Here is a 16318-nt window from a genome sequence, read left to right on the forward strand (position 1 = left end):
TCAGATCATGAGGATGATGCGGCCCGGGCGGTGGCCCGCCTCCGCCCTGCGGTGGGCCTCCGCGACCTCCTCCAGCGGCATCACGTCCGAGACCCGGGTGATCATCTCCCGGGCCGCCACCTTCTCCAGGGTCTCCTTGAGCCGGGCGGGGTCCGGCCTGCCGAGGACGGTCTCCACCTTGATGTTCCGCTCGGACCTGGGCATGCGGTCGGGGACGAGGGCGATGAAGGCGCCGCCGTCCTTCACGGCCGGGAGCAGCGGGGCGCCGAGGAAGGCGCCGTCGAAGACCGCGTCCACCCGCTCAGGGACCGCGTCGACGACCCGCTCGACGATCTCGTCCGGGGTGCCCCGCACGACGCTGTGCTCGGCGCCGAGGACCTTCAGCTCGTGCTGGTCGCCCTCGTGCGCGATGGCCACCACGCGCAGCCCGGCGGCCGCGGCGTACTGCACCGCCAATCGGCCCACCACCCCGCTCGCCCCTGAGACGAGCAGCGTGGCGCCCTGCGGAAGGTTCAGCTCGTCCAGGCCGCGCTGGGCGGTGGCCGCGGCCAGCGGGACGGAGGCCGCCACGGTGTAGTCCACGTCGTCCGGGATCGGGGCCAGCCACTCCGGGGCCGCCCAGATGACCTCGGCGTACGTGCCCTCGCCGGTCAGCTCCTCGAACCAGGGGACGAAACCGGCCACGCGGGTGTTCTTCGGCATGCCGGGCACGGGGTCGATCAGCTTGCCCGCGAAGTCCGTCCCGAGGACGAACGGGGGCCGCAGGGGACCGACGACGTCGGCGTACCGGCCCGCGCGGATCCGCAGGTCGGCCTGGTTGACCCCGGCCGACTTCAGCCGCACCCGGACCATTCCGGGCCGCTCACCGGCCTCGGGCTCCGGCCGGCGGGCCATTCTCAGGACCTCAGGGCCGCCGTAGGCGGTCACTTCGACGACACGCATGGGGTTCCTCTCCGCCTGGCCCCCTGGTGGCCATTACACCCACGGTCACCACCCCCGGCAACCGTTGTTCGGCCAACCACCCCGCAGCCGGTCGACCCGGCGGCTGAACGAAGGGAGAACTCCTGGTGGCGAAAAGCGACCTCTCGCACGGGACCGCACACGCGTCCGTACCGTCACGTCCGTGGACTGGGTTACCGCCGAGAACGTCATCGCCGTGGTCACCGCGCTCCTCGGTGTCCTCGTCTCCGCCGGTGTGGTCGCGTACGAGCGCTTACAGCAGCGGGGCAAGCGGCTCGGGTACCGCGTACAGCTGAACACGCCCCTGCGCGAGGGCGTCGCCGAGACCGCCGGCACCCTGACCCTGCGGGACGGCGACATCACGGAGAACGGCTCCACCCTGGTCCTGCTCCGGATCGAGAACGACGGGCAGCGCGACATCGACCACGGGGACTACCTGCCCTCCACCGACTCCGAGGGGCTGAAGATCACCTTCAGCGACAAGGACGTCAAGGCCGTGGTCGCCACCATCCCGCAGGAAGCCGAGGACGTACGGGACGAGATGCGGGCGGGTGACGGGCTGCGCAAGCGGGGCACGTCCGTCCTGCTGCCCAAGGTGTCGCTGGAGCGCAAGCAGTACTTCAAGCTGCTCGTGATGCTCTCCGGCAGCGTGACCGAGCGCGCGATCCAGATCACCGGGATCCGCGACGGGGTGGACGTGCACCGCAACGAATCCATGAGCGTCGACGACAGGACGCCGACCTTCAGCCCCGCCGCCCGGAACATCACGCTCGTCCTCGCCGCCTGCGTGGTCACTCTCGCCGCCATCATCGTCGCCCGCGACGCCCCGCCGCCCATCGGCTGCGCCCGGGGCACCCTCAAGGTCACCGGCTCCACCGCGTTCGCCCCGGCGGTGCGGGAGCTGGCGGACAAGTACCAGAAGGACTGCGAGGGCTCCACGATCGTCGTGGACGCGCACGGCTCGACCGCGGGGATACGGGCGCTCGACGCGGCGGGCAAGGCGAACGGCAAGGGCGCCCCCGCGGTCGTCGCGCTCTCCGACGGCCGCAAGCCCGGCGGCTACCCGGAGCTGCGCGAGAACATGGTCGCGGTCTCCCTCTTCACCCTCGTCCTCAACGACAGGATCCCGGTCGAGAACCTCACCCTCGACCAGGTCCGCGCCATCTACCGGGGCGAGATCGACAACTGGAAGCAGATCCCCGGCGGCCCGGACCGCCGCATCCTCCTCGTCAGCCGGGACGCCAACTCCGGTACCCGGGAGGTCTTCCAGCGCCGGGTCCTGGACCGCAACGAGCCCGCGAACTCCTCCCGGGACTGCGAGAACCGCGACGACCGCGAGGCCCTGGTGACCCGCTGCGAACTGGACTCCACCGCCCAGGTGCTGTCGACGGTCGCCAAGCTGCCGGGCGCGATCGGGTACACCGAACTGCGCGCCGTGAGCGGGCAGAAGGGCCTGCACAAGGTGGCCATCGACGGCCGCGTCCCGAACGTGGACGAGATCGGCGCGTCGACGTACCCGTACCGGGAGATCGAGTACGCCTACACCTGGGGCGAGCCGCCGGCCGACTCGCTGACCTCCAGTTTCCTCACCTATCTGCGGCAGGGGCGCGGCCAGGACGTCATCCGTACGCATGGTCATCTGCCCTGCGCGACGCCCAAGGGTCTGCGGATCTGCGGCGAAGGATGACAGCGCCCTCGTCGGAGGGTCTGGCATTCTCTTCGATCGTGGACCCTTTGAACGCGGAAGACCCGGTCAGCATCGGTCCGTTCCGTCTGCTCGGGCGGCTTGGCGCCGGCGGGATGGGCCGGGTGTTCCTGGCGCGCTCGTCGGGCGGCCGGACGGTCGCGGTGAAGGTGGTGCACGCGGAGCTGGCGGCGCAGGACGAGTTCCGGCGCCGGTTCGCCCGTGAGGTCGCCGCCCTCGAGCGGGTCGGCGGCACGGGTACGACCCCGGTCCTCGGCTCGGACACGGGGGCGGAGGCGCCCTGGGTGGCCGTCGGCTACGTCCCGGGGCCTTCGCTGCGGACCGTGGTGGGCGACGAGTTCGGGCCGCTGCCGCCCGCGACGGTACGCACGCTGGCGGCCGGGGTCGCCCGCGCGCTCACCCATGTGCACACCGCCGGGCTCGTCCACCGCGACCTCAAGCCCGGGAACGTGCTGCTGACCGTCGACGGGCCGCGCCTCATCGACTTCGGCATCGCGCGGGCCGTGGAGACCGTCACGGACGGCGGGCTCACCAGCACCGGCGCGCTGGTCGGCTCGCCCGGCTTCATGTCGCCCGAGCAGGTACGGGGCGAGAAGCTGACGCCCGCGTCCGACATCTTCTGCCTGGGCTCGGTCCTCGTCTACGCGGCGACCGGCCACTCCCCGTTCGGTACGGCGGACAGCGGCGTCCACGCCACGATGTTCCGCATCGCGCACGACGAGCCGGACCTGACGGACCTGCCGGCCGAGCTGAGCGGCCTGGTCCGGGCCTGCCTCGCCAAGGACCCGGCGCGCCGCCCCTCGGCCGCCGAGCTGGTCGAGACGATCACGGTCGCCGACCCCTGGCTCCCGGCGGACGTCCTGACCCGGCTCGGCCGGCACGCGGCGCGGATCCTGGAGGCGGAGGCGACACCGACGGCCTCGGGGGCGGGCCCGGGCGACGACACTCCCGTACCGGCGCCGGCTCCGAAGAAGCCGTCTCGCCGCCGCCGTACCGGCCTGGTCGCCGCCGCCACCGCCCTCGTCGTGGCGGCGGCGGCCGGTCTCACGTACACCCTCTGGCCCGACGCGGGCGCCGGGGAGGACGGCGGGAAGAACGGGGCCGGGGGCCAGACCGTGAGCGGGACGCCTCGCCCGGCGGGGATCGTGCCCGCCGCGTTCCTGGGCGCCTGGGAGGGCGTGCTGCGCGGCTCGGTGGACAGCCCGAGGGACGCGGCGCGGATCGAGATCAGCCAGGGCGCGGCGGGCGCGAAGGCCGCCGTCTACACGCGGGCGTCGGAGGAGCAGATGTGCATGGGCCGCTCGCGGCTCGTCTCCGCGGACGAGGACAAGGTGGTCCTCGGCGAGTCCGACGTCACCACCAGCGTCCCGTCCCAGCGGTGCACCCCGCTCGCCCACCAGACCCTGACCCTGCGCTCCCCCGACGTCCTGGAGTGGTCCTCGGGCGCGGCGAAGGCCACCTTCCGCAAGGCGCGCACGGGCACGGCGATCGTCCCGGCGTCGTACGTCGGCTCCTGGAAGATGGAGAACGACCCGCTGATCTACGGCGAGAACGTCGACCGCTACTCCGACGAGGTCACGATCACCCAGGGCCCCATCGGCGCGCCCGTCCTGCGCATGCAGCGCGGCTTCCCCCGCCTGGACGACGAGGGCGGCCTGACCGCGGACACGGTGACCTGCACCTTCACCTCCCTCCTCGCCGCCGCGGGCCCGCCGCTGGTCATCGCCCCGGGCACCGCGGACGTGGACGCGTCGGACCGCGACTGCGAACGCGTCGGCACGGGCGGCTATGTGACGGTCGACCGCTTCAAGGGGCGGGAGCGGCTGCTGGTCTATCCGATGCTGGACGGGGAGCCGGGAGAGTACTACCGGCGGTAGAGGGAGCCCCTATCCGCTATCCGCCCAGGAGTTGGAGGGCGGCGCGGGTGGCGTCGAGCAGCGGCTGACCGACGTTTCCGGCCATCCCGGCGACGGCCTCCAGGATCTGGAGGGCGCTGCGCCGGGCCTGCGGCTCGGCGTCGGAGCCCGGCGCGAGGGCCGGGAGCGCGCCGTCGAGGGAGCGCTGCGCCTCCGCCGGGATGCCGGCCCGCACCTCGGCGACGCGGTCGAGCACCCGCAGCAGCGCCTGCTCCAGCGCCGGGGAGGCGTGATGGTGGTGGACGATGCCCTGGTTGTGGTCGCCGTACTGGTTCACGGCGTCGCCGAAGTAGTAGCTGTCGCCGCTCATTCGTGGAACACCCCCACATTGCCGCTGCCGTACATGTTCACGGCGTCGCCAAAGTAGTAGTTGCTCGGCTTGCTGATCATCACGCGCTCCACCTGCACGCGGAACTCGTTGTCCGGGTTCTCCAGGGCGTCCGTGATGGTGTGGACGAGCTGGGTCAGGTAGGCGCGGTCCCGGCTGGTGACGACCGCCTGCGACGGGCCGGAGGTCTCGACGGCCAGCACGAAGTGGGACTTGGCCAGCACCACGCTGAGCATGTCGCCGATGAAGTAGACGACGGCGCACACGACGACGAACCAGAGGAGCGGGGCGATGCCGTCCGAGTCGCTGCTGTACGAGTCGTACGAGTCGTAGGACGGCTGGTCCGTGACCATGGCGAGCAGCAGCGCCAACAGGAGCGTGACGGAGATCCGCTTCATGAAGCGCCAGAACGCCTGGCCTCGGCGCGGGACGAGCGTGAAGGTGTGCACGCGGGCGACGTTCTGCAGCGGATACGCCGCCCGCCCCACCCACAGCAGCCGCTTGCTGACCTTGAGCTCGACGGCGTCCGAGGGCATCGGCGGCCTGGCGGGTTGCGGTGGCGCGGGCGCGGGCTTCGCCGACTTCGGCGGTACGGACGGCGGCGGTGGTGCCTCTGGTGTCCCTGATGCCTCTGACGCGTCCATGGGTCCCCCTGTCCCCGGCATGACAATGCGTCAAGTGTGGCGTGAGACATGGGAGTTGGCGAGAGGGAATCACGACAGGGTGCGGGGCGCCGCCGCCCGGGCGTAGTCCTGGACCACGCGGCGGTCGTCGTCCGCGCGCCAGGCGAGGGCGAAGCTCGTCGGGGCGAGCCCTTCGACCGGGCGGACCACGACCCCGCCCCGGGTCAGCAGCGGCGCGTTCCCGGCGGCCACCAGGCAGATGCCGATGCCGCCGACGAGTGACTCGTACGTCTCGTCCGCGCTGGCGATCTCGCCGCCGATCACCGGGGGCCGGCTGCCCCGGGCGTCCAGGGCCAGCCAGTGGTCGCGGAGTTCGGGGGTGGCGGCGGGCAGGGCGAGGAACGGTTCGTCGAGGAGGTCGGCGAAGTCGAGGCGCTCGCGGGCGGCCAGCGGGTGGGTCTCGGGCAGGGCGGCCAGGCGGGGCTCGGTGGCCACGACGACCCAGCGGTAGCGCTCGGCGTCCGCCAGGGGGAGCCAGACGAAGGCGACGTCGCTCGTCCCGTCCGCGAGGCCCGCCGAGGGGTCCTCCCAACCCACTTGGCGCAGCTTCAGCCGGACCTCCGGGTGGGCGGAAGTGAACCGGGAGCGGATCGCGGGCAGCAGGCCGCCCCGGCCGGGGCTCGTGGACATGCCGACGACGAGCGTGGCGTTCCCGGCCTCCCGTGCGCCCCGCACCGCCGCCTCGGCCCGCTCCCACGCGGCGAGGACCTCCCGGGCGTGCGGCAGCAGCGCCGTACCGACGGGGGTGAGGCGGACGCCCTGCCGGTCGCGGTCGAAGAGCGGGGCGCCGAGCTGCCGCTCCAGGGCCCGGATCTGCTTGCTGAGCGCGGGCTGGGAGACGTACAGGGTCTCGGCGGCGCGGGTGAAGTGGAGCTGATCGGCGACGGCGACGAAGTAGCGGAGATCCCGACCATGAACGTCCATAACCATGGGTTATCACGATAGGTCTTGGACCGGCAACGGGCGCCCGGCGCAGGCTGGTCCTGTCGACGGACGAGGGCAAGCGGGAACGAGGGAGTACGGACATGAGCAAGGTCTGGCTGATCACGGGCGCCAACAGCGGCTTCGGGCGCGCCTTCACCGAGGCGGCCGTCGCCGCCGGCGATGTCGTCGTCGCCGCCGCACGCCGCGTCGCGACCCTGGACGACCTGGTCGCCGCCCACCCCGACCAGATCGACGCCGTCGCCCTGGACGTCACGGACCCGGCCGCGATCGAGGCCGTCGTGGGGGACGTCGTCGAGCGCCACGGCCGCGTCGACGTGCTCGTCAACAACGCGGGCCGCACCCACGTCGGCTCGGTCGAGGAGACCGGCGACGCGGAGCTGCGCTCGCTCTTCGACGTCCACGTCTTCGGCCCCGCCGCGCTGACGCGCGCGGTCCTGCCGCACATGCGGGCCCGCCGCTCGGGGGCGATCGTGCAGCTCAGCAGCGTGGGCGGGCAGATGTCGATGGCCGGCTTCGGTGCGTACAGCGCGACGAAGTTCGCCCTGGAGGGCCTGTCGGAGGCGCTCGCCGCCGAGGTGCGCCCGCTGGGCATCGACGTCCTGATCGTGGAGCCGGGGGCGTTCCGCACGGAGCTCTTCGGCAACCACAGCCTGAGCGCGGACGGGATCGCGGACTACGCGGACACGGTCGGTGGGACGCGTGCGTACGTGGAGACGGGCGGCGGCACGCAGCCGGGCGACCCGGCGAAGGCCGCGGCGGCCGTCCTTGCGGCGCTCGACGCGGAGGAGACCCCGATGCGGCTCGCGCTCGGCGACGACTCGATCGACACGATCGACACGATCCTGGGGCACGTGGAGCAGGTCCGGGGGGACCTGGTGGCGTGGGAGAAGGTGGGCAGGGACACGAAGCTGGACGCGTAGCGCATACGTGTGGGCCCGCTCCCCGTACCCCGGAGAGCGGGCCCACACGTGCGTCGTGCCTACAGGAACGAGTTGATCTCGATCGTCTCGGTCCGGCCCGGGCCCACGCCGATCGCGGAGATCGGAGCGCCGGACATCTCCTCCAGGGCCTTCACGTAGGCCTGCGCGTTCTTCGGCAGGTCGGCGAAGGTCTTGGCCTTGGTGATGTCCTCGGACCAGCCCGGCAGCATCTCGTAGATCGGCTTCGCGTGGTGGAAGTCGGTCTGCGAGTACGGCAGCTCCTCGACGCGCTTGCCGTCGATCTCGTACGCGACGCAGACCGGGATCTGCTCCCAGCCCGTCAGCACGTCGAGCTTGGTGAGGAAGAAGTCCGTCAGGCCGTTGACCCGGGTCGCGTACCGCGCGATGACCGCGTCGAACCAGCCGCAGCGACGGTCACGGCCGGTGGTGACTCCGCGCTCGCCGCCGATGCGGCGCAGCGCCTCGCCGTCCGCGTCGAACAGCTCCGTCGGGAACGGGCCGGCGCCGACACGGGTCGTGTACGCCTTGAGGATGCCGATGACCCGGCTGATCTTCGTCGGGCCCACGCCGGCGCCGGTGCAGGCGCCGCCCGCGGTCGGGTTCGAGGAGGTGACGAAGGGGTACGTGCCGTGGTCGACGTCCAGGAGCGTGCCCTGGCCGCCCTCGAAGAGCACGACCTTGTCCTCGTCCAGCGCGTTGTTGAGGATCAGGGTGGTGTCCGCGACGAACGGCTTGATCTGCTCCGCGTACTGGAGCATCTCCTCGACGATCTGGGCGGCGTCGATCGAGCGGCGGTTGTAGAGCTTGGCGAGCAGCTGGTTCTTGCCCTCCAGCGCCGCCTCCACCTTCTGGGTGAGGATCGACTCGTCGTACAGGTCCTGGACCCGGATGCCGACGCGGTTGATCTTGTCGGCGTAGGTCGGGCCGATGCCACGGCCCGTCGTGCCGATCTTGCGCTTGCCGAGGAACCGTTCCGTCACCTTGTCGAGGGTGACGTTGTACGGGGTGATCAGATGCGCGTTGCCGCTGATCAGGAGCTTCGACGTGTCGACGCCTCGCTCGTTCAGTCCGCTCAGCTCGGAGAGCAGGACAGCCGGGTCGACGACGACTCCGTTACCGATCACCGGGGTGCACCCCGGGGAGAGGATTCCGGAAGGGAGAAGATGCAGCGCGTACTTCTGGTCGCCGACGACGACGGTGTGGCCGGCGTTGTTGCCGCCCTGGTAGCGCACTACATAGTCAACGGATCCACCGAGGAGGTCGGTGGCCTTTCCCTTGCCCTCGTCACCCCACTGAGCACCGAGCAGCACAAGTGCGGGCACAGGCGTACACCCCTTCCGGGTGGGGCATGTCCAAGGTCAGGGGCCGAGGCCGCCTCACCGGTGTGCCCCGGAATAGACGAAGCCCCTGGCGCAATAGCGCAAGGGGCTCTTGCACAAAGATGCTACCCGAGGAAGGACCGAGGTGTCGGCTCACGACCAGCTGCTGGTGGTCATCGACCCGGTCGCCCGCCGGAATGACGGCGAGTCCGTACGGATCGCGAAAGATGTGTTGTGTGCGGGGGCAGAGGCGAAAATCTGCCTTCCGGACAGCCCGGAGGAGTTCTCCCGGGCCCTTGCCCGGCGCGGCTCACGGCGCCCGGTGGTGGTCGGCGACGACCGCACGCTGCTACGCACGGTGACGCTGCTGCACCGCGAGCGTGAGCTCGCGGGCGCGGCGCTGTCGCTCGTGCCGATCGGCGCGCCGGGCTCGCTGGAAGTGGCGTACGCCCTCGGCGTGCCGCCCGGCACGGTCGCGGCGGCGCGGGCGGTGCTCGACGGGGTGCCGCGCCGGCTCGACCTGCTCGTCGACGACAGCGACGGCGTCGTGCTCGGCGACCTGAGCATCCCGGCCGGGCGTGGCCCGACCGTGCCGGCGCCCGCCCCGCCGACCGTCTGGGACACCTGCCGTTCCCTGGTCCGCACGCTGGTCCGCCCGGACCCGACGCACATCGCGCCGCGCGTCCACCGGCTGCGGGTGGAGGCGGACGGGGTGCTGCTCAGCGATGTGGGCGCGCCGGTGGAGGGCGTGAGCGTACGGTCCCTCGCGGGCCTGGCCTCGATCACGATCCAGCCGCCGTCCGCGCCGCCCGTCCACGCCGACGCCCACACCCTGACGGTCTCGGGCCCGGACTTCCGCTACCGCGCGGACACCGTGATCTCGGGCCCGGTCCGCAGGCGGACATGGACGGTACGGGAGGGGGCGTGGGGGCTGACGCTGCCGAACGCAAAGGCCTGAGTCGTCAGCGCCCGAAGGCCTGAGTCGTCAGGCGCCAGGCGTCGGGCGTCGGGCGTCGGGCGTCAGCCGTCAGGCCTCCTGGCCGCCCTTCGCCGCCTTCCGCACCCGCCAGCGGTCCAGCATGCTCAGCATCTCGCTCTGGAGGAACTCGAAGAACTCCGCCGTCTCCGCCGTCCTGCGGCCCGCCGCCGTGTCCGTGCCGAGGATCTCCGAGCCGTCCCTGAGGACCTTCTCCCAGCGGGTCAGGATGGCGTCGCGGCGGGTCATGGTCTCGTACCAGACCTCGTTGTGGAGGACGTAGCGGTCGCGGCGCGAGCCGGGTTCGCGTTCGCGGCTGACCATGCCGACCTGGCTGAGGTAGCGGATCGCGCCGGAGACGGCCGCCGGGCTGATCTGGAGCTGGTCGGCGAGTTCCGCGGAGGTCATCGACGCGGTGTCGGAGGCGAGCAGGGCCGCGAAGACCCTGGCCGCCATGCGCTGCATGCCCGCTTCGGTGAGTTCGGCGGCGAAGCGCTCCACGAATCGGGACACGGCCGCATCGTCGCCCGCGCTGGTCGTCGTCATCTCGCTCATCCCCCAACTTTATACGCTTCGTTAACTTCACAAGTTTGTGAAAGTAACGTACGTTCTGAAGCATGACGAAGGCAATCACGGTGGCCGGACTGCACAAGTCCTTCGGCCGTACCCACGCGCTGGACGGCCTCGACCTCACGGTCGAGACCGGTGAGGTCCACGGCTTCCTCGGCCCGAACGGCTCCGGGAAGTCCACGACCATCCGGGTCCTCCTCGGGCTGCTGCGCGCCGACTCCGGCGCCGCCCAGCTCCTCGGCAAGGACCCGTGGCGCGACGCCGTCGAGCTGCACCGCAGGATCGCGTACGTCCCCGGTGACGTGACGCTCTGGCGCAACCTCTCCGGCGGCGAGGTCATCGACCTCTACGGACGGCTGCGCGGAGGACTCGACAAGGCTCGGCGGGCCGATCTGACCGAGCGGTTCGAGCTCGACCCGACGAAGAAGGGCCGGACCTACTCCAAGGGCAACCGCCAGAAGGTCGCCCTCGTCGCCGCCTTCGCCTCCGACGTCGACCTGCTCATCCTCGACGAGCCCACCAGCGGCCTCGACCCCCTGATGGAGGAGGTCTTCCAGCGCTGCGTGGCCGAGGAGCGGGAGCGCGGCCGCACGATCCTGCTCTCCTCGCACATCCTCAGCGAGGTCGAGACCCTCTGCGACCGGGTCAGCATCATCCGCAAGGGGCAGACGGTGGAGAGCGGTTCGCTCGCCGAGCTGCGCCACCTCACCCGTACGAGCGTCACCGCCGAGCTCGCCGGCGCGCCCAACGGGCTCGCCCACCTCCCCGGCGTCCACGACCTCGACGTCCAAGGCCTCCGCGTCCGGCTCCAGGTCGACACCGACAAGCTCGACGCGGTGCTGCGCTCGCTGACCCAGTCCGGTGTGCGCTCGCTGACCAGCACCCCGCCCACCCTGGAGGAGCTCTTCCTCCGGCACTACGCCACCGATGAGGCGACCGCGCGATGAGCACCCTGACTCTCGCGGGCACCCGCCCGCTCACCCGGCTCGCGCTGCGCCGCGACCGGCTGATGATGCCGATCTGGGTCCTCGTCACGGGCGGCATGGTCGCCAGCGGCGTCGGCTCCCTGAAGGGCCTCTACGGGACCCAGGAGGCCCGCTCCGAGCTGGCCGCGTCGATGACCGCCAACAGCTCGATGCGCTCGCTGTACGGGCCGGTCTTCGACGACTCCCTCGGCGGGCTCGTGGCCTGGCGCTTCGGCACCTTCGCGGCCGTGCTCGCCGCCGTGATGAGCCTGATCATCGTCGTACGGCACACCAGGGAAGAGGAGGAGACGGGGCGTCAGGAGATGCTCTCCTCCGCCGTGGTGGGCCGCCGCGCCCCGCTGACCGCCGCGCTGCTCGCGGCGCTGCTCGCCAACGCGGGCGTCGCGCTCGTGATCACGGCCGGGCTCGCGGGGCAGGGGGCGGGCGGGGCGCTCGCGCTCGGTCTCGCGGTGGGCGGCACGGGCATGCTCTTCGCCACGATGGCCGCGATCGTCGCCCAGCTGACGGAGAGCGCGCGGCTCGCGAAGGGCCTGACCTCCGCCGTCCTCGGTCTCGCCTTCGTGCTGCGCGCGGCGGGCGACTCGGGTACGGCCGACGGTTCGTCGGTCCTGACGTGGCTCTCCCCGATCGGCTGGGCGGAGAACGTCCGCGCCTTCGCCGGCGAGCGCTGGTGGGTGCTGCTCCTGATCGCCGTGGCCGTGCTCGTCCAGACGGCGGTGGCGTACGAGCTGGCGAGCAGGCGCGATGTGGGCATGAGCTTCCTGCCGACCCGGCCGGGCCCGGCGGAGGGGCGCCTCGCCACGGCCGGGGCGCTGGCCTGGCGGCTTCAGCGCGGCACCGTGCTCGGCTGGTCGCTCGGCTTCCTGCTCGGCGGCCTGATCTTCGGCGGGATGGTCTCGGGGGCGGCCGACATCGTCGGCGACAACGAGCAGGCGCGGGAGATCTTCGAGCGGATGGGCGGTCAGAGCGGTCTGACCGACGCCTTCCTCGCGACGATGATCGGCATGTTCGGGATGATCGCCGCGCTGTACGCGGTCGGTTCGGTGCTGCGGCCGCACGGCGAGGAGACCTCGGGGCGGGCGGAGCCGATCCTGGCCAACGCCGTGGGCCGGGTCGCCTGGGCGGCCGGCCACCTGGTGATCGCCTTCGCGGGGGCGGCCCTGATCATGCTCCTGAGCGGCCTCGGCCTGTACCTCTCGTACGGCCGGGACCTCGGCCCGATCCTGGGCGCCTCGCTGGCCCAGCTCCCCGCGATCTGGACCCTGGCGGGTCTCGCGGTCCTGCTGTGGGGCGCCTTCCCGAAGGCGGCCGTGGCGGGGTGGGGCGTGGCGGGCCTGTCCCTGGCGCTCGGCTGGATCGGCCCGGCGCTGGACCTGCCCCAGGCGGTGCTGAACCTGTCGCCCTTCGGCCACCTGCCGAAGCTGCCGGGCCAGGAGATGGCCTGGGGGCCCGTCCTGACCCTGACGGTCGTGGCGGCGGCCCTGACGGCGACGGGCCTGTGGCGCCTGCGGCAGCGGGACCTGATCACCGCGTGAAACCAAGGAGGGCCCCGGAAACGGGGCCCTCCCTGCTTCCTACAGCTCCACCAGAAGCTCCGGTACGCCCCTGATGACGTACCCCGGGTTCCACTCGGGTTCCGCCGCCAGGCGGAGGGTCGGGGCCTGCTCGAGGAGCTCCGCGAAGAGGGTCGTCAGCTCCAGGCGGGCCAGCGGGGCGCCCAGGCAGTAGTGGATCCCCGCCCCGAACGTGATGTGCGGGTTGTCCGTACGGGAGAGGTCGAGGACGTCCGGGTCGGCGAAGCGGGCCGGGTCGCGGTTGGCGGAGCCGAAGAGGAGCGCGACCTCCGAGCCGCGCGGGATCCTGACGTCACCGACCTCGATGTCGTCGAGGACCCAGCGCTCGAACATCTGCAGAGGCGTGTCGTAGCGGAGGATCTCCTCCACAGCTGTGGACAACAGTCCGGCCGGGTCCGCGCGCAGCGCGGCCAGCTGCTCCGGGTGGCGCAGGAGCGTCCACCAGCCGTTCACGGTCGTGTTGACCGTCGCCTCGTGCCCCGCGTTCAGGAGCAGCACGCACGTGGAGACCATCTCCTGCTCGGTGAGCTCCTCGACCCCCACGAGGGCCGAGATCAGGTCCTCGCCCGGGTCCTTCCGGCGCCGCGCGATCAGCTCCCGCAGGTACGCCGAGAAGTCGAGCGAGGCCCGCACCGCCCGCCGGGCCGTCTCCTCCGAGGGGTTCAGCTCGAACATCCCGCAGATGTCGGCCGACCACGGCCGCAGCATCCGCCGCTCCTCGTCCTCCTCCGGAATCCCGAGCATCTCCGCGATCACGGCGACGGGCAGGGGTTCGGCGACATCGGCGAGGAGGTCGCCGCCGCCCCGCGCCACCAGGCCGCCGACCTGCTCCGCCGCGAGCCTCCGTACCGTCGGCGCCAGGTTCTCCACGGTGCGCGGGGTGAACGCCTTCGACACGAGACGGCGGATCCGCGTGTGGTCCGCCGCCTCCAGGTCGAGCAGCCCGTGGTCGTTGAGCGTGTGGAACGGCTCGTGCGCGGCCGACGGGGCCGTACGCCCGAACTCCTCGTGCGTGAAGCGGTGCGTGTACGTGCGGCCGAGGCGCCGGTCGCGCAGCAGCGCCGAGACGTCCTCGTAGTGCGGGATCAGCCACTGCCGGGTCGGGCCGTACCAGTGCGCCCGGCCGGCCGCCCGCAGCTCGGCGTAGGCGGGGTACGGGTCCGCGATGAACCCCGGCGACCAGGGGTCGAAGGAAGCGTCCATGGCCGGAACCTACCCGCCCACCTGCACCGTTCCTACCCCTCGACCCGCACAGGTCCTGGCCTGCGAGCTGCCCGGGCCTAGCCGCCGACCTGCACCAGTCTCGCCTCGTACGCGAAGACCGCCGCCTGCGTCCGGTCGCGCAGCCCCAGCTTCACCAGGATCCGGCTCACATGCGTCTTGATCGTCGACTCGGCGACCACCAGATGGTCGGCGATCTCCGCGTTCGACAGGCCCTGCGCGATCAGCACCAGGACCTCCGTCTCCCGCTCGGTCAGCTCGCCGATCTGCGCCATCGCCGGCACCTTCGGTGCCTCCGCCGCCCGCGCGAACTCGGTGATCAGCCGCTTCGTCACGGTCGGCGCGAGCAGCGCCTCGCCGGCCGCCACGACCCGTACGCCGTCGGCCAGTTGCCGGGCCGAGGCGTCCTTCAGGAGGAAGCCGGAGGCCCCGGCGCGCAGCGCCTGGTACACGTACTCGTCGAGGTCGAAGGTCGTCAGGACGAGCACCTTCGCGTCGGCGTCCGCCGCGACGATCTCGCGGGTCGCCTCGATGCCGTTCAGCTCCGGCATACGGATGTCCATCAGGACGACGTCCGGGCGCAGCGCCGCGACCTGGGCGATCGCCTCGCGTCCGTTGACGGCCTCGCCGACGACCTCGATGTCCGGCATCGCGCCGAGCAGCACCGAGAAGCCCTCGCGGACCATCATCTGGTCGTCGACGATCAGTACCCGGATCACTGGTCCGTCTCCTCACGCGTCACGGGGACGAACGCCGTGACCTCGAAACCGCCGTCCTCGGTCGGTTCGGCCGTCATCTCACCGTTCAGCATCGTCACCCGCTCGCGCATCCCGGTGAGGCCGTGACCGGCCCCCGGGGAGGGCTTCACCAGGCCGCGCGCGGGACCGTTGACGATCCGCAGGCCGAGGCCGCCGAGGACGTACGAGACCTCCACCTTGGCCGCCGCGCCCGGCGCGTGCCGCAGCACGTTGGAGAGCGCCTCCTGGATGATCCGGTACGCCGAGAGCTCCACGCCCTGGGGCAGCTCCCGGACCGAGCCGGTCACGGTCTTCTCGACGTCGAGCCCGGCCTCGCGGACGTTGCCGACGAGCCCGTCGAGGTCGCCGAGGGTGGGCTGCGGGGCGTCGGGGGCCTCGTAGTCCTCGGCCCGTACGACTCCGAGGACGCGGCGCAGCTCGGTCAGGGCGGCCACCGCGTTCTCGCGGATGGTGACGAAGGCCTGCTCCAGCTCCGGCGGCGGGTTCTCGACCCGGTAGGGCGCGGCCTCGGCCTGGATGGCGACCACCGACATGTGGTGGGCGACGACGTCGTGGAGCTCGCGGGCGATGGTGGTGCGCTCTTCGAGGAGGGTCCGCTTGGAGCGCTCCACGGCCGTGACCGACTGCTGGGCGGTGACCTCCTGCGTGGCCTGGCGGCGGACCTGGAAGACGGTCACGACGAGCAGCGCGAGCGCGGAGGGGAAGAGGACCGCGAAGGCGTCGGGTCCTGTGCCCCGGGCGAAGAGGCCGGTGGCGAAGAAGGCGTAGGCGGCGGAGACCGCCCACATCCAGGCGGCGGTACGGGGCCGGGTGCGGGCGGCCACCACGATCATGACCACCACGTGGGCCGTGCCCGAGGTCGGGCCCCACGGCCAGCCGTCGCCGTACGAGCCGAGGACGGTGACGAAGGGCGTGACGGCGAGGGACGCCCAGAACGCGAGGACCGGGCGGACCAGGGTCAGCAGCACGACCAGGGCGGGCAGCCCCGCGAAGGCGAGGACGAAGAGGTCGTTGCCGGAGGTGACGGTGGTCCCCACCGCGAAGAGGATGAACGCGAAGCCGACGACGATCGCGTGCGGGGTCCAGCGGGCCTTGTTGCGTATCCGCTCCGGCAGGCGCCGCATCACCGGTCCGTCGACGCCCATCGGGGGCAGCAGCCGGTACTCGAAGGCGTTCTGGAAGAGGTCTTGGCGCAGCCCGCCGAGCGCGCCCTGGGCCAGGCGGAACTCGGGGGCACGGCTCGTTTCACGGGTTTCTGTCACGTCGGCAACGGTACGGGGGGCGCCGGACGCGGTCGTCACCATGACGGCGGATCCTCCCGCGTCCGTCCCAGGTACTACACGGCCCCGCACGGCCCTGCGTGGCGCCTGTACGGGCCCCGCGCCGGCCCTGCGCCCGGCCCCGCGCCGCCCCGCGCGACCGTGCGCGCCCCGCGT

Annotated in this window: 15 protein-coding genes; 6 read left to right on the plus strand and 9 right to left on the minus strand. The window is 72.2% G+C overall.

Annotated features, from left to right (window positions below; translation table 11 throughout):
• Positions 1-942, minus strand: coding sequence for an NADP-dependent oxidoreductase (locus ACFWRO_RS00810; RefSeq protein ID WP_384503029.1), 942 nt, complete (start codon positions 940-942; stop codon positions 1-3).
• A 181-nt stretch (positions 943-1123) separates the two neighbouring features.
• Here ACFWRO_RS00810 and ACFWRO_RS00815 point away from each other — a divergent pair, with 181 nt between their 5' ends.
• Both ACFWRO_RS00815 and ACFWRO_RS00820 read left to right on the plus strand, forming a co-directional pair.
• Positions 1124-2647, plus strand: coding sequence for a substrate-binding domain-containing protein (locus ACFWRO_RS00815; protein WP_384503030.1), 1524 nt, complete (start codon positions 1124-1126; stop codon positions 2645-2647).
• 38 nt (positions 2648-2685) lie between these two features.
• The gene (locus ACFWRO_RS00820) at positions 2686-4542 is read left to right on the plus strand and encodes a serine/threonine-protein kinase (protein WP_384503032.1); all 1857 of its coding nucleotides are present in this window, start codon (positions 2686-2688) and stop codon (positions 4540-4542) included.
• Between the two features lie 16 nt (positions 4543-4558).
• Here ACFWRO_RS00820 and ACFWRO_RS00825 read toward each other — a convergent pair whose 3' ends face one another.
• The 3 genes from ACFWRO_RS00825 to ACFWRO_RS00835 form a co-directional block, all read right to left on the minus strand.
• Positions 4559-4891, minus strand: coding sequence for a hypothetical protein (locus ACFWRO_RS00825; protein ID WP_384503033.1), 333 nt, complete (start codon positions 4889-4891; stop codon positions 4559-4561).
• Complete coding sequence (locus tag ACFWRO_RS00830) at positions 4888-5553, minus strand: DUF6232 family protein (protein ID WP_384503035.1); 666 nt, start codon at positions 5551-5553, stop codon at positions 4888-4890. Before ACFWRO_RS00830 ends, ACFWRO_RS00825 begins: the two co-directional genes overlap by 4 nt.
• Positions 5554-5622: 69 nt before the next feature.
• The gene (locus tag ACFWRO_RS00835; protein ID WP_384503037.1) at positions 5623-6522 is read right to left on the minus strand and encodes a LysR substrate-binding domain-containing protein; all 900 of its coding nucleotides are present in this window, start codon (positions 6520-6522) and stop codon (positions 5623-5625) included.
• 95 nt (positions 6523-6617) lie between these two features.
• On the opposite strand from ACFWRO_RS00835, the gene ACFWRO_RS00840 reads away from it, so the two are divergent.
• On the plus strand, positions 6618-7457 hold the full coding sequence (locus ACFWRO_RS00840) for an oxidoreductase (RefSeq protein ID WP_384503039.1): 840 nt from the start codon (positions 6618-6620) through the stop codon (positions 7455-7457).
• A 59-nt stretch (positions 7458-7516) separates the two neighbouring features.
• On the opposite strand, the gene ACFWRO_RS00845 is transcribed toward ACFWRO_RS00840, so the two are convergent.
• Entirely contained in the window at positions 7517-8800 is a 1284-nt protein-coding gene (locus tag ACFWRO_RS00845) for an adenylosuccinate synthase (protein ID WP_384503040.1), read from the minus strand.
• A gap of 142 nt (positions 8801-8942) precedes the next feature.
• On the opposite strand from ACFWRO_RS00845, the gene ACFWRO_RS00850 reads away from it, so the two are divergent.
• On the plus strand, positions 8943-9755 hold the full coding sequence (locus tag ACFWRO_RS00850; RefSeq protein ID WP_384503042.1) for a diacylglycerol kinase: 813 nt from the start codon (positions 8943-8945) through the stop codon (positions 9753-9755).
• A gap of 69 nt (positions 9756-9824) precedes the next feature.
• Here the strand turns inward: ACFWRO_RS00850 and ACFWRO_RS00855 are convergent, their stop codons facing one another.
• Positions 9825-10328, minus strand: coding sequence for a GbsR/MarR family transcriptional regulator (locus ACFWRO_RS00855; RefSeq protein ID WP_384503043.1), 504 nt, complete (start codon positions 10326-10328; stop codon positions 9825-9827).
• 62 nt (positions 10329-10390) lie between these two features.
• Between ACFWRO_RS00855 and ACFWRO_RS00860 the strand changes: the two genes are divergently transcribed.
• Together ACFWRO_RS00860 and ACFWRO_RS00865 are read left to right on the plus strand one after the other, a co-directional pair.
• Positions 10391-11290 (plus strand): ATP-binding cassette domain-containing protein, encoded by a 900-nt coding sequence (locus tag ACFWRO_RS00860; RefSeq protein ID WP_384503044.1) that lies wholly within the window; start codon positions 10391-10393, stop codon positions 11288-11290.
• Positions 11287-12864 carry an ABC transporter permease gene (locus tag ACFWRO_RS00865; RefSeq protein ID WP_384503045.1) on the plus strand — a complete coding sequence of 526 codons (1578 nt, stop codon included), beginning with the start codon at positions 11287-11289 and terminating at the stop codon, positions 12862-12864. Before ACFWRO_RS00860 ends, ACFWRO_RS00865 begins: the two co-directional genes overlap by 4 nt.
• A gap of 39 nt (positions 12865-12903) precedes the next feature.
• Here ACFWRO_RS00865 and ACFWRO_RS00870 read toward each other — a convergent pair whose 3' ends face one another.
• From ACFWRO_RS00870 to ACFWRO_RS00880, 3 genes are all read right to left on the minus strand, one after another.
• Positions 12904-14106 (minus strand): cytochrome P450, encoded by a 1203-nt coding sequence (locus ACFWRO_RS00870; RefSeq protein ID WP_384503047.1) that lies wholly within the window; start codon positions 14104-14106, stop codon positions 12904-12906.
• A gap of 77 nt (positions 14107-14183) precedes the next feature.
• Positions 14184-14843, minus strand: a complete 660-nt coding sequence (locus tag ACFWRO_RS00875) for a response regulator (protein WP_384503049.1) — start codon at positions 14841-14843, stop codon at positions 14184-14186.
• On the minus strand, positions 14840-16186 hold the full coding sequence (locus ACFWRO_RS00880; RefSeq protein WP_384503050.1) for a sensor histidine kinase: 1347 nt from the start codon (positions 16184-16186) through the stop codon (positions 14840-14842). The genes ACFWRO_RS00875 and ACFWRO_RS00880 overlap by 4 nt, the downstream gene beginning before the upstream one ends.
• Positions 16187-16318: the final 132 nt, after the last annotated feature.

This window comes from Streptomyces sp. NPDC058579 (assembly GCF_042718575.1).
Lineage (GTDB): Bacteria > Actinomycetota > Actinomycetes > Streptomycetales > Streptomycetaceae > Streptomyces.